The sequence below is a fragment of the Natronoarchaeum sp. GCM10025703 genome, from assembly GCF_042661985.1.
GTDB lineage: Archaea > Halobacteriota > Halobacteria > Halobacteriales > Natronoarchaeaceae > Natranaeroarchaeum.
In genome coordinates this window covers 69,562-92,808 of sequence record NZ_JBHSZF010000003.1, presented here as the reverse complement: position 1 = coordinate 92,808, position 23,247 = coordinate 69,562, and the positions used below count along the sequence as shown (strand labels likewise).

Here is a 23,247-nt window from a genome sequence, read left to right as displayed (position 1 = left end):
CCGGCTTCCCTCTGCGTAGGGGCGGAGAGAGGACTATTCTCTCGGGCGAACAGTCCCGTCATCTCGACGGACCCGGTCGAACGTTGAGAGATACGCGATCCGGTCGTGAACCTCCTCGGCATCCAGCTCCAGTTCGGCGGCCAGTTCGTCGACGGTCATCGGCTCGTCGAGTGACTGGAGGACTTCGAGCCCCCGGTAGTACCTATTCGTGAGCTCTTGGACGCGGGCCTCGATCGGCGTGGTCACCCCGTACCGCTCCTTGAGTTCGACCAGGGCCTCATTCGCGAACGTGGCGAACTGATCGTCCCCCAGACGTTCGATCTGGGCTTCGAGTTCATCCCGGACGACGTCGTAATCGAGGCCGGCCTGCACGAGCATATTCATGTCCTCGATGTCGTCGTCGCGGCCTGCGATCGCCTTGAACAGGAAGATATCCTCGTTGCTGACCAGCCGGATCGTCAGTCGATCCAGGTTGAGGAACGGCTCACTGCGCTCTTGCATACCGTCGGTGAGCACGAGCTTGTTCGCGACCTGCTGGTTGAAGATGTCGAGGCGACACCCATCGTCGTTCTCGACGCAGCTCGTCGCCCCTGCGCCCGGTAATCTGGATCCAGCGATTGAACCTCCGCATACCCGAGGTCCATCAGGACGGCCCACAGCTGGCCGTACGCATCGCCATCTGGGACGACCAGGTCGATATCTTTCGTCGCCCCCTTGAAGTCGCGCAGCGACATCGCGCCACCACCGATCAGGTAGACCGTGAGCGGTTCAGATAGCCCGTCTCCGATTCGCTGGAATTCGTTCTCGATGTACTCGCGTCCGAATGTTGGTCTCATGATGGTAGTGGCACCTCGTAGTCAGTCGCCAGCTCCTGGAACTCGTCCCACTCCGGGAGCTGCTCGTCATCAACCTCGCCGTGCGTCTCGAGGTAGCGCAGCAAGGCGTCGATTTCGTCTTCGAGGCCATACTTCGCCGCCTGCTCTCGGAGGTCCGCCTCGTCGACGTCGACGTGGCTGAGCAGGAGGAGACAGTACGAGCGGTGGCGGCTGCTGTCGTCGATCAGTAGCGTGTGACAGCAGAGCTCCGCCGGCGAGACTGCGTCGAGGTCCTCAGAGTATAAGTAGTAGCGGTGGCCGGTGAGCAGGAACTGGAGGTCATAGGCCGCGAATCGAGCGAGGCCGGTTTCGTGGAACGCCTCCGCGTCGATCTCCGTTTCGGCCTGGGCGAGGGATTCGTCGTAGTCCTCCCAGAGAATCGTGCCCTTCGGGGCGACGGCTTCGAGGCGTTGGCGATGCAGATGGTGTGCGAGTTCCCGGGCGAACTCGTGGAGGCGGCCGAAGTCAGCGTTGAACTCGTAGTGGCCGTTGGCCGTCCCGACGAGACCACGGTCGCGAAACCGCTTGAGGACGCGGTTGACCGTGTTACGGTAGTTGTCGCTCTGGTCGGCGATCTCGGAGACGGTTCGCGGTTGGTCGAGGTAGTACAGCACCTCGAGTGACTTGCCGGTCAGTAGCTCGGGGAACTCGATGTGGGAGTGCTGGCGGACGAGGTCCTGATAGAGTTCGACGGCGCGAGCATCTGACGGGACGACTCGTTTTCGACGGCCGTCGCGTTCCGTGTAGACGAGCCCCTTCTCGACGAGGTCGCCGACGGCACGAGAGAGGTAGCTCTCGCTGTGGTCGAGCTTCGTCGCGAGCTCGGAGATCGTGTCGCCGCGGTCGACCGTCGCGAGGACCTCGAGTTCGATACGCCGGAGCACTGTGTAACATAGTACGAAACTTGTATATAAAGAAGTTTCGAGTAGTGTTACAGCCAGCAATCGCGAGAACCGTCTCCATCATCTTAACCAACAAAACTATGGATTCGTGGGCCATGTTGGTTAACACGTGACGCTCTTATGCAAAGCTACGGAAAGACCGTATCATTACACTGAACCGGCGCTAATCTGGTGATATGGCTTCTGCTCAGCCGGCGTTCGGCGCGATGTTTCGAGAGCTGATCGAGCTGGGCGTCGTCAAGATCGACACGGAGCCGCTCGATGCCCGCATCGAGCGGCGACTCAAGGATTTCTGGGAGGAGACGTCCTGTCCACGCTGCGGCCACACCGCCGTTCAAACGTGGCCGCATCTCGACCGTGTCTGGTGCCGTGACTGCAACTTCAAGCCGGTGTACACCTACGGAACGCCGTTTCACGAGAAGCACCTCTCTTGCGGCGAGGTGCTTCTCGCGTTCACCCTCTACGCCGATACGTTGCTCAGTATCAACCAGATCGCGCCGTTGCTCGATCGGGTCTACACTACCGTTCACACGGCAATTCGGGAGGTGGAAGCCGCGATCCATCGCGGCTTCCCCGTCGTCTGGCGTCTCCTCGACCAGACCATCGACGGACCGACCCAAGTCGACGAGTCTGGGGAGGTCTGTTCGGGCTACAAGGAAAGAGCCGCCGCGGAACAGCCGTTCTCGCGGCGGCTCGTCCCAAACTGGGCGGTCGCGCTGGCGAGGCCGTCACGGTGACCAGCTGACGCTCGTCGCGGCGTGCCGCGACTCGCTTCGCGTGCTCCGTGGACAGCGTGGGATTGACTACAGCGGCGACCTGGAACCAGTGATCCAACTGGCTGAAGACCTCTCCCAGCCACTGGGAGAGGTCTGGACCGATGGCCTCAAGCATACCGCGAGATGGAGCGTGACCACCGAACGGTCGTACACAAAGAGCGGTACGTATCGCCAGAAGGCGTCCATATTAACCAAGCTGAATGCCTGTTTTCGCTCGTCCAGCCGTGGCTACGGAAGTTCCGCGGCCTGTCCAAGCAAGGCTTGGAACAGGCCGCTCACACCTTCGGCATCGTGCGCTCACTGACTCTAGCAGGTGCATCCACCGAGTCAATCGTTGACTGTCTCATTATCGGGGCTTTCCGCAATTCTACATAAGAGCGACACGTGAGTAGCCCATGTCCTACGAACCCCCGACCCCACCGGCGAACCTCCCGACGGAGATCGTCAACACGCTCAATGAAGCCACACCGGAGCATCTTCGGGACGTTGCCAGCTACGCTGAGGCGTTGGCCGAACACAAAGAGCGGGAAGCTCGTCTCGAGGAGGTGGTGGACGACGCCGACGTGGAGGAGCGCCCCGATGACCTCCCAGAGGACGTGCCGGCAAAGGCGACGATCACGATCAAGGAAATCAACGACAACCGCTACTACTACTGGCAGTGGCGGGAAGGAGATTCAGTGACGTCGAAGTACAAAGGGCCGGTGAATCCCGACGAGTAGACGAGATTGAACTGGAGCCAGATGTTCGTTTCAACGTGATTCATAGCATAGCAGATGACACCCCCAGAGTGTGAATGGGATCGGTTTACCCGACACCCCTCGGTGTGAATGGTCTACCAACTGCCACTCTCTAACGAGACTTCATGCCGAGAGAAGACAGAGCAACACGGGGATAGATTACGCCTCGTTTACCCCCACACCCCTCAGTGTGAATGGTCTACCAACTGCCACTCTCTAACGAGACTTCATGCCGAGAGAAGACAGAGCAACACGGGGATAGATTACGCCTCGTTTACCCCCACACCCCTCAGTGTGAATGGTCCACCACCCAGGGTACCGCGATTAAGAAGCCCTTAACAGCAGAAGTCCTCACGCCGTAGGGAGGGTTCTCGCCTCAGTGGCGAACCTTCGGCTTCGGCACAAGGCCTCGCCTTTCAGAATGCAACTACTCGGAGGACTGTTTAGACTGTAGTATAATAAAGATAACTACAGCTGCGGTGCGGTGCAGTAGCGGGTCGGGTCAGCTGCCGGGGAAGAACGTGTAAGCCGCTCTCCGTGCCGTACTAGGTTCTTCAGACAAACGACCCTGCTTCCTCGACTCCTGCTCTATCTCTACAACCGTCGTATCCTATGGGGGACCATTCACACCGAGGGGTGGGGGTGTCACCATCCCATCAACGTCTGGAGTTCCGGCGTCGAGTTGATCAGTCCAGTTCGTGTACTCTCGACGTCTCCTTGGAGCGAATACGACCTGAACTTCCCCTGATCTCCGCCTTCCTTCTTTTTCGATTCGAGAACTCCTGTCGTTACGTGCTTGTTCAGAAGCTCAAGCGCACGATTGTACCCCTTGGGCTCTACTTCGACATCCCGTGCTACTGTTTGGTAAACCTCGTGAATCTCTGACGTCCGGAACCATTCTTTCTCCGGGTTATTCCGGTCAAGACGTGTGAGAGCAAACAGGAGTAATTTCCCGGACAACGGAGTCCCTTTCACCATCTCCATAAAGAGCTCAACTTCGACGAGTTCGTCAGCTTCGAGAACGTGATTCGCGGTCACGATATCATCGCCTTCTTCGTCGGCGATCTCGCCCGCATTCCGGAACAATCGGACTGCTCGTCGAGCGTCACCGTGTTCTTCAGCTGCGAGTTCAGCTGTGGTTGGAATCACTTCCTCATCGAGGACACCGTCATAAAATGCGTCCCGTCGATTTTCGAGGATTGCAATGATCTGGTCTTCTTCGTACGGCGTGAACGTTCGGTGTTCTGGCTGGAGAGTCGATTGAACCCGTGACTCGATTTCTCCTTTGAATTCGATGTCGTTCAGAATCCCGATTGTAACGACTGGGAAGTCAACGTCGTCTTTTGATTGTGTCCGTGATAGCGTGTAGAGGACCTCGTTGACTTCTCCGTGCTTGTCGATTTCATCAATGATGACGACGAGGCCGCCAGAGAACTCCCTCTGAACAACGGGCCACAATTTCTGATCCCGATAATGCTCGGCTGAGAGGCCCTGATAGGGGACATCAAGCGGGTTCTCTGCTTTCGCGTTCACCTGCTCTGCAATCTTTCGGAAGGTGGAGGTATACGTAGAGATGGGGTCCGGGTTAATGTATGCGGTAACGATCGGGGAGTCCGTTCCTGCAGTTGCTGCTTCGAGCCGCTCGCAGACGTGTCTTGCAACTAGTGTCTTCCCCGTCCCGGTTTCTCCCCACTCCAGGACGTTATCCGGGACGCTGTTTGTCCGCATCTTTCGGAGATTCTTGGCCAAGAACGTGATACGGTCGTCTCGTCCGACAATTCGATTGGCGTCAGGAACGTTATCGATCTCGAGCAACCACGGTTTCTCAAAAATATCCGATTCATCTTCGCTATCCCCCTCGTCGACATTTAATATCTCGTCGACGGTTGTTTGCGTGGAATCGTTGTTTGGCATAAGCAGACCAATTCACCCCATTCACATATAGGTTGTCTACCCTCGGTGTGATTGATTTGCCTCCATTCACACTCCGGGGGTGTTCCAGAGAGCAGGACCCCCCAGAGTGTGAATGGGATCGACCTCGTCGCCCACTTGTGATTTTGCTCACCTCAAAAGAGATTTGAGACTACTCATCCGTTCCGGGCTGCTGTAAACTCCGTCAGCTCCAGCTCTCGTGTCTCTGCGAGTCTCCGTCGAATGTCTGTCCGATCCCAGCCAAGCGGTGCCAGCACACTCTCGACCGCTCTGACGAGTTGCGTCTCGTAGTACGCCGCATCGTACGACTCTACCTCTTCGTGGGCCAACGCGACCCGCTCTCGCGAACTCTTCTCGTCGTCGACGACCACGTACTCGATGTCCTGTCCCGGGTGGATAGCGAGGTCCTGGGCCCGAGCCCGCTTCAGCGCCGCCACGTTCTGCGTGTTCTGCGTGTACCCTTCCAGCGGCTTGGAGACACGATTCCGTTCGACGAGCTGCTCGACCGGCACCGTTCCAGCGTGGAGGCGCTTGATCGCGTCCTGGAGACAGTCGAGGACGGCGTCCGGAGATCGAGTTGCATCGAGCCGTTCGAGACAGTCCCGCTGGATGTCCTCGATGAACGGTGGGGTTGAGCGCTGCCGAGCTTCGATACCGCGTATCTTGAAATCGTCGTCGCCGGCGACCTTCCCGAAGTACTTTGTCAACGCGCCGGCGTCGCTCTCGCGCTGCGGCACGAACGCCACCCAGTCGTAGTGAGCTTCGTGTTCGAGCCGGATCTCGACCTCTTCCGTGATTGCCGTCGCGAGCGTCTCGAGGTCCTCGCGGTCCTCGTCGTCGACGTCAGGGTCCGGGGTTACCCAGATGGAGTCGACGATGCCGTGGACGACGCGCCAGCCGCCGGCTTCCAGCCGTTGTTTCGCCGTCAGCAGAATCTCGCGAGCAAACGCGTTGATTACCTCGTGACACTCGATACGGCCGAACTTCGCGTTGCTGAACCCCTGATACCCAAAGCAGGCGACGAGGATCCACTTCAGCGCTCCCGACCGCCCCTCGAGTTCCGCCAGCCGATCCTCGTCAGGATTGTCCAGATCCTTCTCGCGACGGATGGCCGCCTTGATCTCGTCGCGAGCGTCGATGACCGGCTGTAGCACGTCGACGAGGTAGCCCCGGTCGTCGCAGATCGAGTATCCGAGGCCGGGGATGTCGTCGCGGTCGCTGTGGCAGCTACATCGGATGACGTCCGGCGAGACGTTCCGCGTACAGATGATGTTCGGATACAACGAGGAGAAGTCGAGTTCGTGGACGTTCTCGTGGAGGCCGACCTCGGGCGCGAAGATGAAGCCGCCTCAGCGATGTTACGAAATTCGCCGATTTTGCACGTGCCATCATCCACATGGTGTACGAGGACACGAATCTCTACGCGTGGCAGTGGCTCACCGCTGAGGGGATTCGATACGAGCAGCGCAAGGAGATGGAAATTCACAGCGCACTCGACGACGACACGATGGGTGTTCGGGCCTTCACCGCACTCAAAAATATGCTGCTCGAACTCGGCTATACCGGTATTTTCGTCTTCGTCGACGAGTTCGAGAGCATCGCACGACTCTCACCTAAGGATGAACAGGCAACACTCAACAGTATTCGGCACCTGATGGATCAGAACAGTTCGGGCCTCTGTATGTTGTTCGGGTGTGCTCCCGAAGTCTGGCAGGACGTCATGAGCGAGTATCACGCGTTCTCGGAGCGCATCGGCGAGGAAGTGGCTCTGAAGCCTCTCACCAGTGAGAACCTCTATGAGTTGGTGAGTGATTATTTAGATCAAGAGAGGGTCACTTCTGATAAAAATGAGGGGATAGACCCATTCTCTGAGGAGGCGTTGGATTTAATTCTCCAAACATCACAAGGCAATATCCGACAGGTCCTATCTATGTGTAGCCGCATCCTCGATGATGCCGCAGAATCGCAGGAAAATAAAATTACAGCTGCTTGGGTCGAAGGAAAGGTCTGATACTCAATAATTCAGGCGTTACCATTTCGGGGATCGTCCACGAATTCATAAAGCCCCTCTGTGACCTTTGTTATCCATCCAGCAGCGATGAGTTGCCTAAGTGCATAATTTATCTGCTGTTTGTTTAGTCCGGTTTGTTCCCGTAGGAATAATGGATTCGCTCGTCCCCAGGGTTGAGATGAACTCCGCCCTTCTTTCAAAACATTCAGGATTTCTTCCTCGTTTTCGCTCGGAGCGTATTCCTCATTAGTCATGTGTGACGAATACGCATCAGTTCGTATAGTCGTATCCTTCTGCATTTTTCTAACAGAGCAATTTACTACGTTAGAATTAAGGACCTGGGAGAGAGTGGATGGTATGAAGCGCGGTCCCTCAGAAACGAGGGCGGTGCTGGAGACACCGCACCCGCGCTGCCTGAGACAGACAGCATGTCCATCCAAACCGACAAACTGCAAAAATCCGACGGTCAGAATCGGAATAAGCCACCGACTGGAACTCGAGGAGATCGTGTATGACGTCTACTGTTCATTACCCCGGTAGCGTGTCGAATGTCCTTGGAATACTCGGAAATAAACGGCGAGTCTTTCTATTAAATTACTTATTCCTATTCGGGTATGAACAGGATATCGAAGTCAGACATCTGGCAGGGTGATTGGAGGCGTCGAAAATGGGATTTCACCACGAGAAGTCACTACCGAAGATTATGAATCAGTATATAATGGGTTAATTCAGAACCACCTGCCAAAGCTTGCCAAATACGATATTATTGATTACAACGACCGCGCGAAAGTCGTAACAGTCACTCCTCGTATTGAGGAGTATGTGATCCTGATTGTAATTGCTCGAAGTATATTTCCAAATCGGTGAATGAGTATGAGTACGCTCCTCCCCGCTGCACCTTGTGGGGTCATCAGTCATCACTCCATCAACACGCCAGCATTTTGTCGTACCTTACCCGTGTACCCGATCGCGTGTGTTGACTGTCTTGGATATAGGTAGTAGCTATAGTTATAGAGTATAGTTATATTTTATACCTATAGCATATTTCTCTTCGGTGTTATTTTTCAATAGAACATGTTGTGTCTGCCAGTTAGTGATTATAGCTATGGAGTATAGTTGTAATTTGTAGTTATAACGTCTGACTGAGTTTTATATATATGGGCTACAACTATCTGGTAGATGCTCACCTATACACCTGTGTCTGAGGCGGGCGGCGTCGGCAAGACGACGAGCGCTGCGACGCTGGCAGTCGAACACGCTCGCGCCGGACACGATGTGCTGGCGATCGACATGGACACTCAGAACGGCAGCTTGACGTACTTTTTGGGCCGGAATACGACCGCGGCGACTCGTCGCTTGACAACCTCGTTCGCCACATGGCTGGTCGTCCGGGCGGCGACTTCCACGATCTCGCCCACACGGTCGAACACGGCGTCGACCTAATCCCGTCACACAACATGCTCGAGGACCTTCCCGAGTTTCTGCTCAACGAGAAAGAGCAGGCTGAACGCCTCGGGGATTCGTACAGCATGTATCACCAACTCCACCGGGTGCTGAAAGAGGCGAACGTCAGCGACCACTACGACGTCCTAATCGTCGACACGGCCGGAAAGGCAGGGCCGGTCCTGTATAACGCGCTCGTCGCGGTACGAAACGTCGTGATTCCGTTCGAGGCGACGGCGAAAGGCCAGGAATCGATCAGCGGTCTTGACGATCTTGTCAACGGCCTCGAACGCGAGGTTGATGTCGGCGTCGGCGTTCTCGCGGTCGTCCCGGTCGGCTATTCCGGAACAAATGACCAGAAGGAGATTCTCGACGAACTACAATCGAGCCCATACCCTGTCCCGGTCGTGATCGGTGAACGCCGGTCGCTCATGGAAGGATGCTGGAAACAACAATGTAGCCCACAAATGTATGTCGACAAGCACCGAACCCGCGAGCGCACGCACGAACTCGATACACTTGATCAGTTCGACGATCTTGCACGCCACCTCGAAGCGCAGGCCGACCTCGATGCGCCGGAGGTGACTGCTTAATGGGCCTCAAATCCGGCACCGAGGACGCGGGACTCGGAGAGGACTCGGACGACTCAGAGGACGACGACTCTGAATCGGAAGCGGTCGATGAGCCGATCCCTAACGAGTACGCAAGCGATACGTCCGACGCGACGTCTGCGCAGGACGCCACCCCGTCGGGCAGCTCTGATCCTGACAATCGCCTTGATCGGTCGTCGATCCCGTACACGCTTCGGCGGGAGAACGTCAACGCTGACCGCGAGCAGGTGCCGTTTTTCCTCCGCGAGCAGTTCACTGACGCCGAGGAAGATGCACTCGATAAGCTGGAGGAGGAACTCGGCGAGATGGTCTACAAGTCTGATTACCGTGAGGCGGCAATCGCGGTCGCACACGAACACCCTGATCTGATCGCGTCAAAGCTCCGCGAATGGGGCTATGATCTGTAACAGTTGAAAAGGAACAGCCCTCCGCCAGTTCAGTAATACCTGTTTTCTAAAATGTTGTTGTGACCGCCGACTAATTCCGCTATACTGGCGTCGCCTCATGTTTATCTATTAGGGTGAGAAAGGAAGCCATAGATGACAGGTGGCACCTTTGGAGGTCCGCACGGGTTCTCACTCGGCGGGGCGCACGGGGCAACACTGGGAACAGCACCAACGACTTCTCCTGCTTGGATTGAGATTCTCTTTGAAATCTTCTACCTGATGTTAGATGCCCTGACGAACCCCACGAGCGGAGTATAGGGTCTATAGCAAGAATACTCATCCAGGGCGCAAAGTCGCTACTAAATGCATTGTTGCTCGCACTCGAATTGTTCTAAACCGGTCAATATTTTGTATAGCAGGATATGGTATATAGATGTCTACTGCACGATAATTCGTCCTCTGTGGGTCCTATACCCTGGAATCTATCGATACTATTGATTTAGAGAATGATCATGATTACGCCGGTAATCACGACCACTTTGAAGTACCCCGCCGCCGTCGGTGAAGCACGAATGCTGCAACCGCCTCACGACGGCGCTTCCCCCGGGTAGCGGCACCGAGACCGGGTCTACAGGACGGTGGAGGGCCGGTGGATGCCTGATCGAGCGCTTTCGACGCCGCTCGACGATAGCTTCGAGCGCTACCTCCAAGACAAGGGGAAAGGCCGCGGCGGCGACGGTGGGAACTATCGACGTAACGCTGCACGCGAGCTCGAACGGTTCGCCGAGTGGGCCGCCGGCGACCGCGGCGCCGACGACTGGACCGGGATCGTCTCCGACGATGTCGACCGCAAACCAACCTTCGACGATCTCGACGAACGCGTGTTTCGGGAGTACGCCCGACATCTCGGTGGAGATCGGGGACTCAAGCAGAATACGGTACAAACCTATTATCGCTATATCTCTGCGTGGTGCGGCTGGTGCGTCAACGAAGGATATCTTGAGGCCCACTACGCGCAGCGGGCGAGTGCGATGGCGCCGTTGCCGGAGGACGACGGCCGCAAGCCCGGTGACCAGCAGGCCTGGACGTCCGAACAGCGCCACGCCCTCACCCGCCACGTCGACGAACGGGCTCGTGACGCCGTCGAGGCGTACACGACACTCCCAGAGGATACTGACACTCTCGACAAGCAGCGAGCACGCTACGAGGCGCTGAAGGCGGCTCGTGACCGGGCTTTGGTGTTCGTTCTCGCGTACACCGCCGTTCGGGTCGGGGAACTCCTTCGGGACCCAAACGACCCACGCCGGCGCGGCGTCCGCTGGGAGGACCTCTCCCTTGACGACGGGAGTATGGACGTCTACCGGAAGAAACAGCAGTGGGACGCCGCGAGTCTCCCCGATCCAGTGATTTCTCCGCTGCGAAGTTATCGCCAGCTGATGAACCCACCGACGGAGCGGTGGCCGGTGTTTCCGACGTTCGACCAACGGACGCTCGCGGAGCTCCTCTCGGAAGAGCTGCCGAACGAGGAGAACGCCCGGATGCAATCGACGAGCGGCGTGAGGTGTACGCTCGGGACCTCCTGCTTGCGCTCGATGAGGACATTCGGCCGCCGTCAATCACGACGGACGGCGCACGGTCGATTCTCCAACGGTTCTCGGAGGCCGCCGAAATCGACATCGCCCATCCGAAACACGACTATCTTGCACCTCATGGGGGGCGCCGCGGGATGGGTGAGGTGCTCGTCCGGGCTTTCGGATACACTGTAGCAGCCCGTTACCTCGACAACTCGGAGGAGATGGTTCGGGAGCGGTACTCGCATATTGAAGCTGGTGAGCTCGGAGACGTAGCTACTGAAGCCCTCGAAGAAATTGATTTGTGATTGAATTATCTATTGTCTCGTACAGTGTTTGCTCTTAACGGCTTACGAAGCTTTTTCAGCCGGCCATAGAATTCCTACATGTCTTTCGTATCGGAGTCGATACGCCAGACGGTGATGACATATGACAGACCTGATCTTACGAAGTCCGGCGTTCGAGGATGGCGGTCGGATTCCGGATCGCTACGGCTATACGGAGGAGAACATCAACCCGCCACTGACAATCGAAGGTGTTCCAGCGGAGAGCGCTTCGCTGGTGTTGATCGTCGATAGCCCGAACCCCAGTTCCTCGAGCAAAGATGTCTGGAACCATTGGCTCGTGTGGGATATTCCGCCAACACGGGAAGAGATTCCTGAAGGGTGGGATCCCGAACAGGCGACAGAAGGTCAAAACGACTTTGGAGAACACGGATACGGTGGACCCAACCCGACCGGCCAGGAACAGACCTACCGCTTCCGTTTATACGCCCTAGAGACCACGCTCGGGCTCCCCTCTGTGACAGAAAAAGAGGAACTCGTAGATGCAGTTGTCGGGAATATCCTCGATAAGACTCGGCTCGAGGGCACGGCTGCTCCATAGGTGCGCTACTGACAATGGCTGACTCAACTGTAACCTGCCCGGACTGCAGTACCCAACAGGAGGTTGAGACCGACGAGTATGGAATTTTCACGCTGGTGTGTGAGAATTGTAGTGCCCGATCGAAGGGCGAATACACAGCTACATCCGGCGAGGTTGTTTGGCGATGGACGCAGTCGAGCGACAAATCGAGTGACTAATTCCCACACGAAGACGACTTCTCAACGCTTATCCGCGACTTTCGTAGAGTAGTATGTAGCGGGATAGGATAGCTCGGAGATTCCACCAGGCTCATGACCTGGAGATCGGTGGTTCAAATCCACCTCCTGCTATTTCACGCCGACACAACCGCTATTCGTAGACCTCGTCCGGTTCAAAGACTTTCTCGCCGACGGTCTCGCCTTCGATCGTTCGATAGAAGCAGGAGCGATAGCCCGTGTGACACGCTCCACCTTCCTGGTCGATTCGATAGAGAAGCGCATCACCATCACAGTCGACGCGGATTTCCTTTACCTGTTGGACATGTCCACTGGAGCCGCCTTTCTGCCAGAGTTCGTCGCGACTCCGAGAGTAGTAGTGAGCAAGCCCCGTGTTCTGGGTTTCCGCGAGCGCCTCCGGGGACACGTACGCGAGCATCAGCACGTCACCCGTCTCGGCGTCCTGTGCAATCGCGGGAATCAGTCCATCCTCACCGAAGTCGAGTTCGACGTCGAGGCGTTCGTCCTGCATACTCTTACGATACGACAGACTCGGGAAACCAGTTGTTATTTCCCGAGCTGATCTCTTCGCTTGAGGTTAGACCAACTGGAGGATGTTCCCGTTCGAGGTGACGTGGAGATCACGCCCCAGTTTGTAGCCCTGCTTTGCGGCGAGGTCGACATAGCCAGAATACCCCTTCATGTCCTGGTGTGACGGGATCACGTGCTGCGGTTGAAGCGCATCGAGCATCGCGTAGTGGCCCTCCTGGGAAAGATGGCCGGAGACGTGGACGTCGTCGTAGATACGCGCACCCTGCATCCCGAGAAGCTTCTCGGACTGGTAGCGCTGCCCCTCGTTCGTCGGCTCCGGAATCACACGAGCCGAGAAGATGACCTTGTCGCCGTCGTCAAGTTCGTACGGGGTCTCGCCGCGTCCCATCCGCGTGAGCATCGCGCGCGGCTCGCCCTGGTGGCCCGTTACGACCGGGAGGTAGTTCTCCTTACCTTCGTTCATGATTCGCTTGAAGGCCCGATCGACGGACTTCCGGTGCCCGTACATGCCGAGGTCGTCGGGGAAGGTCGCAGCGCCGACGCGCTCGGCCGTCCCCGAGTACTTCTCCATCGACCGGCCGAGCAGGACGGGCTGGCGCCCGATCTCTTCGGCGAATTCGACCAGACTCGTGACGCGAGCGATGTGGCTCGAGAACGTCGTCGCGACGATCCCGCCGTCGTAGTCTTCGAGGCTTTGGATGACGTCCCGGAGTTGGCTCCGCGCGACAGCTTCGCTCGGCGTTCGTCCCTTCTTGTTCGCGTTGGTGCAGTCCTCGATGTAACAGAGAACGCCTTCACCCTCGCGGCCGATTTCGCGGAACCGCTTCATATCGATGGGGTCACCGATAACGGGGGTGTGGTCGATGCGTTTGTCCAGCCCGTAGACGATGGCACCTTCGGGCGTGTGGAGGACTGGGTTGATGGCGTTGATGATGGAGTGCGTGACGTTGACGAACTCCAGTTCACACCGTTCGCCGATTGGCATCGTCTCGCCGGCGTCCATCTCAATGAGGTCGTTCTGGACCTGGAACTTCCCCTCGTCTTGGATCTCTTCCTTGACGAGTTCGAGGGTGAACGGCGCGGCGACGATCGGAGCGTCGTAGCGATGCGCCAGTTTGCTGATTGCACCGATGTGATCGAGGTGACCGTGCGTCGGGACGATCGCTTGTACGTCGCCCTCGAGGTCGCTCATCACCCGGTCGTCAGGGATGGCACCCATGTCGATGAGGTCGAGCGAGTGCATCTCCTCCGTCTGGAGGTTGTCGTGAATCAGTACTTTCGAGAGGTTGAGACCCATGTCGAAGACGACGATGTCGTCGCCGGCACGGACGGCTGTCATCTGGCGGCCGACTTCCTCGTAGCCGCCAATAGTTGCGATTTCGATTTCCATAGTCGGGGTCCGATCAGAGCGATCCCAGAACTCGTCAAAGTCCGCCTGGTGAAGGAGAGCCGGTGTGAAGCTGGCTTCGACAGCAGGTCAATCTGTGACCATTAGTCGATGTATCTGGACTTCTTGACCTTCCCGGGGACAACGCGTATTTCGGTTACGTGAAAACTGGCGGTCCCAACGTAAATACCCGTGGATTCGGGCGTCGTATATAGTATCGTTACTCTGGGGCGTACTCTTCGTGGATTCGATCCATTCGTGCCGCCATCACGAAGTCGGTTTTGTGGAGGCCGTCGATCTTGTGCGTCCACATCTCGATTTTTACCTCTCCCCACTGGAGGTGGATATCTGGATGATGCTATTCTTCCTCGGCGAGTTCGCCGACTTCGTAGGTAAACTCGAGTGCGTCACGAAAATCGTCGAACTCGTAGGTCCCTTTGAGGTGGTGTTCGTCTACTACTTCCCACACGTCTTCGTCGAGTTCGGCAAGGTACTCCGAGTATTCAGCCTCGGTGAGCGGCTTATCCTCTGACGTACACGCTTCACACGCTTCGTCTGCCAGTGCCGATGCCATATCTCCGTTTACACTCGCCTCCTGTTTGTACTTTGGTCGTCGTCGGAAGGGTTGACGATGCCAGGACTTACACTTCGATGACGGGGAGTAGGAACGGTAGCTATTCTGATCCCTCAAGGAAGTATGCTTTTCTTGATTCAGTAAAACAAGACGTATTGTCCGATTCGGCTGAACGATCTACTAACGCGTTTCCCGGAACGTCTCCTCCAGTAATGATTTGTCTACGGCCGGTTCACCTTCTATGCTGAATGGCTGTGTTTCAGAACATCCGGCGTGTCCTCGGACTCAGTGAGTCGTCTGCTACAACACATCATTACTGTTGTACTGAATGTAACACGGAATTTGAGTCTCAGACTGCTCCCCAGCGCATTCAGTGTCCAGAATGCCTTACAACAAAAGTTACAGAACTTGATAACCACTGACTGTCTCTTTCAGATCCATCTTGTTCCAGCAAACGGTATCCTGTTGCGGGCTTAAAATCGACATACAGTTCAGGCCGCAACGAATTGAGTCGGGGGTTCGTTGGTAGCCCGTAGACTAGTGATTATGCATTAACGGATAGAACATCAATGAGGGAATATATTGGAACACCATCGATATCCTCGACTCCCTGTTTATCGATCAGTACAGCTGCAGCGACTGGGTTTCCCCCTGTATCGGTTATCGCCTCAATAGTTTCGCGTAACGTCGTTCCACCAGTAATCGTGTCATCAACGATATGGCAATCGTATCCATGGACACTGGAAAAATTCCGCGAGAAACTACCCTCGAGACCCTCGATATCACCGTTCTCCCATTGATGTTTGCGTGGCGTGTACGTAGCGAGACCAGTGTCGAGTGTTTGGGCCACGACGGTTGCGAGCGGTGTCCCGGCTTTCTCAATACCGACCGTGAGTGCTGGTTCTTGATGTTGGTTTGGGAGCATATTAGCCATCGCGTTTCCAATATGCGTTAACCGTGTGCTATCACGCCCGATGGCATTCCAATCTACATGAATATCGTGAGGTTTCTTTGTGTCTACCGATTGAGTATCTCGGGTCGTCGATTTACTCCGTTCGACCAACCAGCTGGCAGTTTCACGAGAGACGTTCAGCTCGTCTGCGATTTCGCCCTTTGACACCCCTCGATTGGCTAAGGAAGCAGCATCCGAAATGAGATCATCAACATTCTTCATCTGTCTCGAACTTGGAGTGGTACGTTTTACGTGTGTCGGCCTGGCTGCTCGTCCTAAAAGGTACAGTGTGAAGGACTATGGACGTTTGAGTGCTCCTTCCTTGTCGAAGAGGCTGTGACTATCCTTTGGCTCTCCGGGATACTCACGAGCCGCGTCCGGATGGAATGTGACACCGAGTCCCGGTTCATCTGGCACCTCGATAACTCCATCTTCCACGGTGTACTCGTGTTCGATGATTTCGTCACCCCACTCGACGTCTCGACTCATATGTTCGAGGACTTCAAGATTTTCGAGTCCGGCACACAGATGGACTGACGCAGCCGTACTGACACCGGCGTTCGGGTTGTGCGGTGCGATCGTCATGTATCGAGCGTCCGCCATCGCTGCGGCGTGCTGGACTTCTCGGAGGCTTCCGTAGTTCGTCACGTCCGGCTGGATGATGTCGCAGGCCTGCTTCCGGACGAGATCTTCCATCGTCTCGTTATTGTAGATGCGCTCGCCGGTGGCGACGGGCATATTGACGTGCTGGGTTACGTCAGCCATCACTTCACGGTCTTCGAGTTCGACCGGCTCTTCGAGGAACATGATGTCGTACTCTTCGAGCGCGTCTGCGACCTCGATTGCTCCCCGGCGGGTAAACCGACCGTGACAGTCGAGGGCGATACCGATATCCCACCCGACGGCGTCTCGAACGGCGTCGAGGAGGTCGGCGACTTCGTTGAGCTGCGCATCGGTCAAAGAGTGTTCGTAGTGGGCGAACGGGTCACACTTCAGTGCTGGATATCCTTGTTCGTCGACCGCCTTCTCGGCATGATGGGCGTAGTTCTCTGGCGTGCGGTCGCCGATGTGCCAGCCGTTTGCGTAGACGGGGATCTCGTCGTGAACCTTGCCGCCAAGAAGTTTCCAGACCGGTTCGCCGTAGTGCTTGCCGGCGATATCCCAGAGTGCGATGTCGATTGCCGCAGCGACCGCGTTGATGAGCTTCCCGGCTCGCCACGCGAAGGGATAGCGCCGGAGCTTTCGATTGATTTGTTTCCGATTCAGCGGGTCCTCGCCGATCACGTAGTGCTTGTGTGCTTCTGCGGTGGCTTCGAGGGCTGCGGTCAGTCCTTCACCACTTAGTGCCTCACCGACACCGGTGATACCTTCGTCTGTCTTGATCTGGACAAAGAACCAGTTCCGCCAGTCGGCGTCGACGACGAACGTCTCGACGTCAGTTACTCGCATAGGGATACTTTCTGAAGGATTGAAAAAGCCGTTCCGACTTCGATACAATCAGAAGAAATCTGCTGGAATCGCCGGACAGGAATTTCACGGTGATTTTATATCGGGAGCAGTTTCGTTCAGATAGGTGCGCTCCCTGTGAGTTCCGGGACCGGTTTGATTCCCCTCGTCGTGACCATCTTAGGGCTGGGTGTCGCAGCCCAGGTGTTAGCCGACCGGCTGGAGATCCCGAGCGTGCTCTTTCTTATTCTCGCTGGAATTCTCGTCGGTCCTGAGGGTCTCGATGTTGTTGGCCTCGAAGCCTTTGGTGGCCCCGAACCCCTCTCGGCCATCGTCGGTCTCTCGGTCGCGATCATCATTTTCGAGGGCGCAGATTGAATGGTGCCATCCCGAACTCCACGGATGAGCGAGCGGGGACAGAGTATCGGGGGCCAGCGATGTACGTCTACTCTGATTCGACTTCGGTTTCGGAACCCGTTTTGCGATGTCGACGAAATCCTGACTTGATATGGCTGTGACGAACGACGAGTTGCAGTTTTCCTCGCTCTACCTCACTCGATTCGCCACCAGTTTCGGGTTCATGACAGTCCTGACGCTTCTGCCGGACTACATCGATGCGCTCGGGGCAACCGGCGTGACGATCGGCCTCTTCATCACCGCGCTTGAACTCGCCCGGACGGTTGGTATCGTTCCACTCGGCTGGGCGGGTGATCGGTATAGCAAGCGGCTGCTCCTCGTTGGGGCGCTGATCGTGAGTGCCGTGGCATATCTGGCGCTCGCCCGCGTCACGACCATCTCTGGATTCCTCGCGGCACGGTTTCTCCAGGGATTCGGTCTCACAGGTACAGGACTGTTGGGGCTCGCCCTCGTTGGAGAACTCGCCCCGAACGACGGCCGTGCGAATCTCATCGGTAAGTACAACGCCTTTCGGATGGCCGCGGGTATCGCGGGGACGATCGGTTCCGGTATTCTCTTCGCACTCACCGGATTTGATATCCTATTTGGCATGTTGACGGTCCTCTTGGTTGTCGCCGCTGTGAGTATCTGGCTGTTCGTCGACAGTGATGAGACCACGATTACCGGCTTCGCATTCACCGATCTCGCAGTGAATCGCCGGATCGTGACGCTCACCAGCTTTCGCGCTCAGTATGCCGTCGCTGTCTCCCTCGTTCGCAAGTGGGTGCCCATTTTCGTCGGCGTGTCGGCTGCCCAAGGCGGGCTCGCGTACGGTACTGTCGTTGTCGGTGCAGTCCTCGCAACCGAGAAGGTGACGAACATGGTCTGTCAGCCGATCACAGGTCGGTTCTCGGACCGGCAGGGTCGAGCGCTGTTCGTCTTCGCCGGTGGCGGCGCCTACGGGCTGATCGCACTCGCGTTCCCGTTCGCGTCGACGTTCGATGGACTTCTCACGTTCTCCGTCCCGATGGCAGGAGAGATCACTGGTGCCGTCGTCGTAGTCCTGATTCTGAATGGATTGCTCGGTATCGCAGACGCATTCCGGGAACCTGCGAGTATGGCCCTATTCGCGGACGAGGGGAAAGGCGAGGGCATTACGAGTAGCTTCGGCGTTCGCTCACTGGTCTGGAAACCCGGAAGCGTCCTCGCCCCGCTCGCCGGTGGGTGGGTGATGGGTCAGTTTGGCATCGAGTGGGTGTTCTTCGTCGGCGGATTCGCCGCGCTATCGGGCGTCGCAACGTTCCTCGGAATTCTCTCGTGGGAACACGGGTCACGCGCCCTTCGTCAGTGGTGAGTGGCCATTCTGAAAACCAAGCTCTGTCTCAATCCTGAACTATTAAGAGACCATCACATTACCATCTATTTGAGGGGTGACTGCCCTGTCTGTCGCCCACTACGGAGGTCGATAGGATATGTCAACACCACTCCACGGAGATATCGAGCAGCAAGACGATCTTCAACTGACGAGTTTTGCCTTCGATGACGGCGAACCGATGCCTGATTCGACCGGCTACGTCAACGAGAACGCCAATCCACAGCTCGATATTAGCGGCGTTCCGGCTGAGGCTGAAGCCCTGGTGTTAGTGCTTGACGACCCCGATGCACAGCCCGTCGCCGGCCACACGTGGGACCACTGGTTGGCCTGGGACATCGACCCCAATATCGGAACGATTCCGGAGGATTGGGACGCTGTTCGCGCTGTCGAGGGTTACAACGACTACGTCGAACAGGGATACGGTGGACCCTCGCCGCCGGAGGGAAGTCACGACTACCGGTTCAAGCTCCTCGCGCTCGATTCTGAACTTGAGATGCCCGAGGAGACGCGGAAAGCACGGCTGGGGTCGGCGATCGCGATGGAGGCTGAGATTCTCGCAGCGACGCAGCTCGTCGGCACCTACGAGGCGTCTCAGGGAACCGCCTTTTGAGGATCGGTCCCAGTATCGGGGCGCTTATTCCGTCCAGTGAAGCTCGTATTCGAGCTCGTATCGTTGTTCTCCGGTTTCCGAGTCGGTGAGACGTTCGAGCTCGACTTCGAACGTCGGTTCCTCGGGAACAGTGACAGTCTCTGATTGATCCGTACTCTCTGCTGGACTGTCCCTGCTTCGATCTGCTCGGCAGCAGCGACGAGCGTTTCGGCGATCTCCGACCGGGAGCGCGATTCTTCAGTCTTGAAGAGTACTTCTTCGGGCATCAGTTAGCTCTACGGCCCCTAGCCTAATATGGTATGTCCCTCGTTCTCATACTCAGAGATCGTACTCCAGAGAATTGTCTCGGCTGGAGTTTTCTGAGCTCTGGCTGTTTGTCCTGCACATCTTAGTGCCCCGTTATTGAACCAGTCCGTATGGTCGATGTACGGGCACTGACGGTCGACGCTGTAATCGTAATCGATGGAGAAGTTGTCCTTCTCGAACGAAATCATCCACCGTTCGAAGGATCGTGGGTCCTTCCCGGTGGACTCGTCGAACCGGATGAAACTACACGGGAAGCGTGTATCCGAGAAACGAAGGAGGAAGTCGGTCTCGACGTAACTATTGACGGGTTCGTCGGCCTCTACGATGATCCCGACCGAGACGAGCGCGGAAACGTGAGTGCAGCGTATCGATGTACGCCTCGTGGTGACCAAACACCGACGCCTCGTGAAGAAGCCGCGCAAGTGGAGACGTTCGATCCGGAGAATCTGCCCGAGATGGGATTCGATCACGAACAGATCGTCACTGACGCGTTGCGTGAGTGACCGGTGTGTTGCCGGCGTATCGTTCTTCGTAGTAGCTCTCGAAGACGCATATATGGACTCCCTCGAGGCGCTGTTCGACTTCGACTCCGCACTCGTGTTCGGTATCGGTGGGAGCGGCGATATCGTCGGGAGTCTTCCGACCGCTCGGTTACTGGAACAGCACGGACTCGATGTCCTCCTCGGCGGTATCGCGTGGGAACCCGTGCCGAAGGATACCCGTCCTGGTCCGCGGTCCTTCGACGAGATCGGTGGTCTCGACCGTCTCAGCGAGACAGTCGGGCTCGCGAGCGCTGAGACGTGAACGCAGGACGGGCTCGAATTCACGGAGACGCTCGTCGCTCGCCACTACGATACCGACACGGCACTCATCGACATTTCGCACGGTGTCGATGCCGTCCGCCGGGGAATCGATGCGGCTGCCCGGCAGCTGGACATCGACCTCGTCGTCGGTGTCGACGCGGGTGTGACGTCCTCGCGAGGGGAGACGAACCAGGCCTTCGGAGTCCGGTGACGGACGTATCGGACTGGTCGCCCTCGACGACCTTGAGACAGCCGATTGTCTCGGCGTCTTTGGGTACGGGAGCGACGGTGAACTCACACTCGACGAACTCGAAGTGCGATTCGAGGCGATTGCCAGCCGCGATGGCCTGCTGGACGCGTGGGGGTTGACACCCCATGTGCGAAATGAACTCGAAGACGTGCTCGCTCACGTCGAGACTGAGGCGAGCGGAGTTCCCATCGAGGCGGCTTGAGGGAATTTTGGGCTGCGGCAGATTCGGGACGGCGAGGTTGCGGTTCAACTGACTCCGACGAGTCCTGTCACGTTATACTTCGATCCAGCACCCGTGGCGACATCGTCCCGTATCGCGGCTTGCGTTCGAGGGACGGACTGAACGAGGCGACGACAGCACTCAACGAGATGGGACTCCAGACGGAATTCGAGACGGAACGCCAGCGGCTTACCAACTCCTGACTCACACGGCGGAACTCAGCTATCTGGAACCAGCGGCTCAAGTATCTCGACGGATTCGTCAGCCTGGCGAATCTCGATCGGTTCGCCAACGGTCAGTTCGTACGTCTCTTCAGCGTTGTCTCGTGTGAGGACCGCGCTGGAGGCGTGCTCGGATTCCAGCATTTCGACCTCGACGACGGCGTCCGCCGAGAGCACTAGATAGTCCGGCGTCTCGACTGGCGTGTGGACGTTGTTGAATGCGACGCCGAGCCCCTCAGAGAACGTTCCGTTAGTGATCGACTGATAGTAGGCTGTCGATCCAAATGGCGTCGCTACGAGTACCCCATCACCGACGATTCGATCGAATTCATAGTAATCGCCTCCGTCTTGAATCCGCATCGTGAGCACTGCTGCGAGAGTCGGCGACGAATGGTGGACACTCACCTCGTTTATTGCGGTGAATTCTCCGCGGAGTTGTGTCCCGTCGTGGTAGGCGGCAATCTTGCGGTGCTCTCTGATTGTGTACGTATCTTCGTTGGTTTCCGATTCGAGCCTATCGAGCGTCTCTACCAGCTGGTCACTATCGAGCTGTGTCTTGAACCCTTTCGAGTCGCCTGTTCGCACCGGCAGGATCGTCGGATCGGAACAAGCCCTTGTAGCGTAGAGAATCGTCCCATCGCCACCGAGCGTAATAATGATCGCGTCGGGGTCGTACTCCTCGACGACATCGAATCCCTGTTCTTCGAGTGTTGTCTCCCACTCCTCCTGGTGGGTCTCGTCATTCGAGATCACGTAATAGCGCACGGTAGTCCTCTTGTTCTTACGCAACCGAGGTTTTGTAGGTGTCCGTTCGGTCGTTGCTGTGTCGAGAGGGCACTGTCTAGTTGAGGGATTGAGAAGTGAGCAGGCCGTAGCGAGAGGTGCTCATGTCACTCGCAGACCTGCTCAGAGAGACGTTGGAAATGGACAGTCAAGACGTTTGGGAGAATGAGCGCACCCCGACACCCGTCCGGTGGTTTGGGGTGCGTCTCCATACGGCGGGGCTGTCGATCAGGGAGATGGTCGCTATCTTAGAGCTGTTGGGTGTCGATCGCTCTCACGGTGCAGTCTGGAACTGGGTTCATAGGCTATCTGAAACACAAAGCGACCCGCCGACGGCGTCGCCGTCGCGGGTCGCGGTCGATGAGAAACAGATCGAGGTTGACGGCGAGAAGAAGTGGTTGTACGCCGCTGTTGACACTGAATCAAAGCTGCTTCTCGAAGTTGACTTGTTCAGCCGCCGCGGGACTGACCCCGCGGCGGCGTTCCTGCATCGGCTCACTCAGAAACACGATGTCGCCGATTCAGTGTTTCTCGTCGATGCTGGCGGCTATCTGACTGCCCTCTCACGTCACGATTTGAGCGGTCGGCTCGACTACCGAATCCGGAACCACATCGAAAAATGGTTCCAGACTGTGACCATGCGAATCGACCGCTTTCACTCCTTCTGGAGGGGCAGTCAATCCAGCGCGAAACAGTGGTTACGACGCTTCAGACACCACTACAACCACGAGAGACCCAACCAAGCACTCGATGGACGAACGCCAGCTGAGGTCATCCAGAACTAGACAGTGCCGTCGAGAGGGTTTTGTCGTATCCTCGACTATGGAGAGATGATGCCCGACATCTCAGTCAATGAAGAAACAATCGAGCGACTCGACGCACTTCGCATCGAGGACGAAAGCTACGACGAGATCATCAACGAACTCATCAACATCTACGAAACTGAGGAGCTGACGCTGTTTAAGACCGAATAATCGTACTGCTGAGATTAAAATTAGTCCGTAGCCACTGATGGACTCTCATAGTGGCGAAGTTACTCCTGGTTAGGG

At 56.9% G+C, this 23,247-nt stretch carries 19 protein-coding genes, 1 tRNA gene and 9 pseudogenes; 16 read left to right on the top strand and 13 right to left on the bottom strand.

The genetic code is table 11. The annotated features are described in order from the left end of the window. Positions 1–33: 33 nt before the first annotated feature. A pseudogene (locus ACFQH2_RS19490) lies at positions 34–836 on the bottom strand (DUF6036 family nucleotidyltransferase). Beyond that, positions 833–1,759 carry a helix-turn-helix transcriptional regulator gene (locus tag ACFQH2_RS19485; RefSeq protein ID WP_377050882.1) on the bottom strand — a complete coding sequence of 309 codons (927 nt, stop codon included), beginning with the start codon at positions 1,757–1,759 and terminating at the stop codon, positions 833–835. The pseudogene ACFQH2_RS19490 and the gene ACFQH2_RS19485 overlap by 4 nt, the downstream one beginning before the upstream one ends. Before the next feature lie 194 nt (positions 1,760–1,953). On the opposite strand from ACFQH2_RS19485, the pseudogene ACFQH2_RS19480 reads away from it, so the two are divergent. Together ACFQH2_RS19480 and ACFQH2_RS19475 are read left to right on the top strand one after the other, a co-directional pair. Continuing rightward, positions 1,954–2,928, top strand: a pseudogene (locus ACFQH2_RS19480) (IS1595 family transposase). 20 nt (positions 2,929–2,948) lie between these two features. After that, positions 2,949–3,272: a hypothetical protein gene (locus ACFQH2_RS19475; RefSeq protein WP_377050884.1), complete on the top strand. Its 324-nt coding sequence runs from the start codon at positions 2,949–2,951 to the stop codon at positions 3,270–3,272. A gap of 663 nt (positions 3,273–3,935) precedes the next feature. Here the strand turns inward: ACFQH2_RS19475 and ACFQH2_RS19470 are convergent. Both ACFQH2_RS19470 and ACFQH2_RS19465 read right to left on the bottom strand, forming a co-directional pair. Beyond that, positions 3,936–5,204 (bottom strand): orc1/cdc6 family replication initiation protein, encoded by a 1,269-nt coding sequence (locus ACFQH2_RS19470; protein ID WP_377077182.1) that lies wholly within the window; start codon positions 5,202–5,204, stop codon positions 3,936–3,938. A gap of 173 nt (positions 5,205–5,377) precedes the next feature. Then, positions 5,378–6,571, bottom strand: a pseudogene (locus ACFQH2_RS19465) (type B DNA-directed DNA polymerase); the annotation flags it as partial. On the opposite strand from ACFQH2_RS19465, the pseudogene ACFQH2_RS19460 reads away from it, so the two are divergent. Then, positions 6,568–7,233, top strand: a pseudogene (locus ACFQH2_RS19460) (BREX system ATP-binding domain-containing protein); the annotation flags it as partial. The pseudogenes ACFQH2_RS19465 and ACFQH2_RS19460 overlap by 4 nt on opposite strands. A gap of 11 nt (positions 7,234–7,244) precedes the next feature. Here the strand turns inward: ACFQH2_RS19460 and ACFQH2_RS19455 are convergent. Beyond that, the gene (locus ACFQH2_RS19455) at positions 7,245–7,487 is read right to left on the bottom strand and encodes a MarR family transcriptional regulator (protein ID WP_377050888.1); all 243 of its coding nucleotides are present in this window, start codon (positions 7,485–7,487) and stop codon (positions 7,245–7,247) included. A 925-nt stretch (positions 7,488–8,412) separates the two neighbouring features. On the opposite strand from ACFQH2_RS19455, the pseudogene ACFQH2_RS19450 reads away from it, so the two are divergent. The 5 genes and pseudogenes from ACFQH2_RS19450 (at position 8,413) to ACFQH2_RS19430 (ending at position 12,458) form a co-directional block, all read left to right on the top strand. Continuing rightward, positions 8,413–9,269 (top strand): annotated as a pseudogene (locus tag ACFQH2_RS19450) (ParA family protein). Then, a complete protein-coding gene (locus tag ACFQH2_RS19445; RefSeq protein ID WP_377050892.1) occupies positions 9,269–9,694 on the top strand; it encodes a hypothetical protein in 426 nt (141 codons plus the stop codon). Before ACFQH2_RS19450 ends, ACFQH2_RS19445 begins: the two are co-directional and overlap by 1 nt. A 632-nt stretch (positions 9,695–10,326) precedes the next feature. Continuing rightward, positions 10,327–11,552 (top strand): annotated as a pseudogene (locus ACFQH2_RS19440) (phage integrase SAM-like domain-containing protein). A gap of 121 nt (positions 11,553–11,673) precedes the next feature. Then, positions 11,674–12,129 carry a YbhB/YbcL family Raf kinase inhibitor-like protein gene (locus ACFQH2_RS19435; protein ID WP_336331143.1) on the top strand — a complete coding sequence of 152 codons (456 nt, stop codon included), beginning with the start codon at positions 11,674–11,676 and terminating at the stop codon, positions 12,127–12,129. A 254-nt stretch (positions 12,130–12,383) separates the two neighbouring features. Next, positions 12,384–12,458 (top strand) — tRNA-Met (locus tag ACFQH2_RS19430). A gap of 19 nt (positions 12,459–12,477) precedes the next feature. Here ACFQH2_RS19430 and hisI read toward each other — a convergent pair. From hisI to ACFQH2_RS19405, 5 genes and pseudogenes are all read right to left on the bottom strand, one after another. Further along, positions 12,478–12,855, bottom strand: coding sequence for a phosphoribosyl-AMP cyclohydrolase (gene hisI, locus ACFQH2_RS19425; RefSeq protein WP_336331142.1), 378 nt, complete (start codon positions 12,853–12,855; stop codon positions 12,478–12,480). Between the two features lie 66 nt (positions 12,856–12,921). Next, positions 12,922–14,265: a ribonuclease J gene (locus ACFQH2_RS19420; protein ID WP_336331141.1), complete on the bottom strand. Its 1,344-nt coding sequence runs from the start codon at positions 14,263–14,265 to the stop codon at positions 12,922–12,924. 217 nt (positions 14,266–14,482) lie between these two features. Then, positions 14,483–14,836, bottom strand: a pseudogene (locus tag ACFQH2_RS19415) (4a-hydroxytetrahydrobiopterin dehydratase). A 544-nt stretch (positions 14,837–15,380) separates the two neighbouring features. Continuing rightward, positions 15,381–16,010, bottom strand: a complete 630-nt coding sequence (gfcR, locus tag ACFQH2_RS19410; protein ID WP_377077180.1) for a transcriptional regulator GfcR — start codon at positions 16,008–16,010, stop codon at positions 15,381–15,383. A 75-nt stretch (positions 16,011–16,085) separates the two neighbouring features. Further along, positions 16,086–17,237 (bottom strand): mandelate racemase/muconate lactonizing enzyme family protein, encoded by a 1,152-nt coding sequence (locus ACFQH2_RS19405; protein WP_377050897.1) that lies wholly within the window; start codon positions 17,235–17,237, stop codon positions 16,086–16,088. Between the two features lie 135 nt (positions 17,238–17,372). Between ACFQH2_RS19405 and ACFQH2_RS19400 the strand changes: the two genes are divergently transcribed. The 3 genes from ACFQH2_RS19400 (at position 17,373) to ACFQH2_RS19390 (ending at position 19,615) form a co-directional block, all read left to right on the top strand. Beyond that, positions 17,373–17,612 (top strand): hypothetical protein, encoded by a 240-nt coding sequence (locus ACFQH2_RS19400; RefSeq protein ID WP_377051045.1) that lies wholly within the window; start codon positions 17,373–17,375, stop codon positions 17,610–17,612. A 136-nt stretch (positions 17,613–17,748) separates the two neighbouring features. Further along, positions 17,749–18,984 (top strand): MFS transporter, encoded by a 1,236-nt coding sequence (locus ACFQH2_RS19395; protein WP_377051039.1) that lies wholly within the window; start codon positions 17,749–17,751, stop codon positions 18,982–18,984. A gap of 118 nt (positions 18,985–19,102) precedes the next feature. Continuing rightward, positions 19,103–19,615: a YbhB/YbcL family Raf kinase inhibitor-like protein gene (locus ACFQH2_RS19390; RefSeq protein WP_377050899.1), complete on the top strand. Its 513-nt coding sequence runs from the start codon at positions 19,103–19,105 to the stop codon at positions 19,613–19,615. A gap of 24 nt (positions 19,616–19,639) precedes the next feature. Here ACFQH2_RS19390 and ACFQH2_RS19385 read toward each other — a convergent pair whose 3' ends face one another. Then, on the bottom strand, positions 19,640–19,849 hold the full coding sequence (locus tag ACFQH2_RS19385; RefSeq protein ID WP_377077274.1) for an amphi-Trp domain-containing protein: 210 nt from the start codon (positions 19,847–19,849) through the stop codon (positions 19,640–19,642). Further along, positions 19,828–19,881, bottom strand: a pseudogene (locus tag ACFQH2_RS19380) (amphi-Trp domain-containing protein); the annotation flags it as partial. The gene ACFQH2_RS19385 and the pseudogene ACFQH2_RS19380, both read right to left, overlap by 22 nt. A gap of 150 nt (positions 19,882–20,031) precedes the next feature. Between ACFQH2_RS19380 and ACFQH2_RS19375 the strand changes: the two are divergent. From ACFQH2_RS19375 to ACFQH2_RS19365, 3 genes and pseudogenes are all read left to right on the top strand, one after another. Continuing rightward, positions 20,032–20,424 (top strand): NUDIX domain-containing protein, encoded by a 393-nt coding sequence (locus ACFQH2_RS19375; protein ID WP_377050903.1) that lies wholly within the window; start codon positions 20,032–20,034, stop codon positions 20,422–20,424. A gap of 52 nt (positions 20,425–20,476) precedes the next feature. Beyond that, positions 20,477–20,935, top strand: a pseudogene (locus tag ACFQH2_RS19370) (DUF1152 domain-containing protein). A gap of 7 nt (positions 20,936–20,942) precedes the next feature. Next, positions 20,943–21,176, top strand: coding sequence for a DUF1152 domain-containing protein (locus tag ACFQH2_RS19365; protein WP_377077272.1), 234 nt, complete (start codon positions 20,943–20,945; stop codon positions 21,174–21,176). Between the two features lie 236 nt (positions 21,177–21,412). Here ACFQH2_RS19365 and ACFQH2_RS19360 read toward each other — a convergent pair whose 3' ends face one another. After that, a complete protein-coding gene (locus ACFQH2_RS19360) occupies positions 21,413–22,168 on the bottom strand; it encodes an NAD(+)/NADH kinase (RefSeq protein WP_377077178.1) in 756 nt (251 codons plus the stop codon). A 134-nt stretch (positions 22,169–22,302) separates the two neighbouring features. Here ACFQH2_RS19360 and ACFQH2_RS19355 point away from each other — a divergent pair, with 134 nt between their 5' ends. After that, the gene (locus ACFQH2_RS19355) at positions 22,303–22,983 is read left to right on the top strand and encodes an IS6 family transposase (protein WP_377050907.1); all 681 of its coding nucleotides are present in this window, start codon (positions 22,303–22,305) and stop codon (positions 22,981–22,983) included. Between the two features lie 45 nt (positions 22,984–23,028). Then, the gene (locus ACFQH2_RS19350) at positions 23,029–23,172 is read left to right on the top strand and encodes a DUF7557 family protein (protein ID WP_377077276.1); all 144 of its coding nucleotides are present in this window, start codon (positions 23,029–23,031) and stop codon (positions 23,170–23,172) included. Positions 23,173–23,247: the final 75 nt, after the last annotated feature.

Bases quoted from the DNA above. Each gene is read 5' to 3' on its own strand.
- ACFQH2_RS19475 (WP_377050884.1), top strand. From the start codon at position 2,949: ATGTCCTACGAACCCCCGACCCCACCGGCGAACCTCCCGACGGAGATC.
- ACFQH2_RS19470 (WP_377077182.1), bottom strand. From the start codon at position 5,204: ATGCCAAACAACGATTCCACGCAAACAACCGTCGACGAGATATTAAAT.
- ACFQH2_RS19455 (WP_377050888.1), bottom strand. From the start codon at position 7,487: ATGACTAATGAGGAATACGCTCCGAGCGAAAACGAGGAAGAAATCCTG.
- ACFQH2_RS19445 (WP_377050892.1), top strand. From the start codon at position 9,269: ATGGGCCTCAAATCCGGCACCGAGGACGCGGGACTCGGAGAGGACTCG.
- ACFQH2_RS19435 (WP_336331143.1), top strand. From the start codon at position 11,674: ATGACAGACCTGATCTTACGAAGTCCGGCGTTCGAGGATGGCGGTCGG.
- hisI (WP_336331142.1), bottom strand. From the start codon at position 12,855: ATGCAGGACGAACGCCTCGACGTCGAACTCGACTTCGGTGAGGATGGA.
- ACFQH2_RS19420 (WP_336331141.1), bottom strand. From the start codon at position 14,265: ATGGAAATCGAAATCGCAACTATTGGCGGCTACGAGGAAGTCGGCCGC.
- gfcR (WP_377077180.1), bottom strand. From the start codon at position 16,010: ATGAAGAATGTTGATGATCTCATTTCGGATGCTGCTTCCTTAGCCAAT.
- ACFQH2_RS19405 (WP_377050897.1), bottom strand. From the start codon at position 17,237: ATGCGAGTAACTGACGTCGAGACGTTCGTCGTCGACGCCGACTGGCGG.
- ACFQH2_RS19390 (WP_377050899.1), top strand. From the start codon at position 19,103: ATGTCAACACCACTCCACGGAGATATCGAGCAGCAAGACGATCTTCAA.
- ACFQH2_RS19375 (WP_377050903.1), top strand. From the start codon at position 20,032: ATGGTCGATGTACGGGCACTGACGGTCGACGCTGTAATCGTAATCGAT.
- ACFQH2_RS19355 (WP_377050907.1), top strand. From the start codon at position 22,303: ATGTCACTCGCAGACCTGCTCAGAGAGACGTTGGAAATGGACAGTCAA.
- ACFQH2_RS19350 (WP_377077276.1), top strand. From the start codon at position 23,029: ATGATGCCCGACATCTCAGTCAATGAAGAAACAATCGAGCGACTCGAC.